Source organism: Mammaliicoccus sp. L-M44 (assembly GCF_022386355.1).
In the GTDB taxonomy this organism is placed as follows: domain Bacteria; phylum Bacillota; class Bacilli; order Staphylococcales; family Staphylococcaceae; genus Mammaliicoccus; species Mammaliicoccus sciuri_A.
Window position 1 is genome coordinate 1 of sequence record NZ_JAJNIU010000067.1, and the last position, 573, is coordinate 573.

At 32.1% G+C, this 573-nt stretch carries 1 protein-coding gene; it reads left to right on the plus strand.

The genetic code is table 11. From position 1 onward, the window contains the following. Positions 1 to 519 (plus strand): transposase (locus LQ611_RS13940; RefSeq protein WP_239709677.1); only part of this gene is annotated, 519 nt, incomplete at its 5' end. Between the last annotated feature and the right edge of the window lie 54 nt (positions 520 to 573).

Consider the following 573-nt stretch of genomic DNA (forward strand, 5'->3'; position numbering starts at 1 on the left):
CCATTCAATGCGCATTATTTACTTGAGAAATCGATTGTACCTGCAATGCCATATACAAGACCAAAAGGAAAGCCAGGCATATTTAAATCCAAAGAGTTTATTTATGATGAATATTACGATAGTTACATATGTCCAAATGATGAATTACTTACTTTTAAGAGAACTATGCCGACAGGGCATAGATTATACAAATCTGATCCTACTATATGTAAAACATGTCCACTATTAAATGAATGTACAGAAAACAGAAACTATACTAGAGAAATTCGAAGACATGTTTGGCAAGACGATTTAGATATAATCGAAGATTTACGATTTGTAGATACTATTAAAAAAGCATATAAACTAAGAAGCCAAACAGTAGAAAGACGATTTGGTGATGCAAAAGAACAGCATGGTATGAGATGGACAAGATATAGAGGTATTAAAAAAGTTTCCATGGACACCACGCTTATTTGTGCTGCCATGAATCTTAAAAAGTTGGCAATGTGGCTAGTAAAAGAGCCACAAATAGCCTAGATTAAACGTAGTTTAATCATGATTTTAGTGGAAATTATTAATCTATACAAAAAA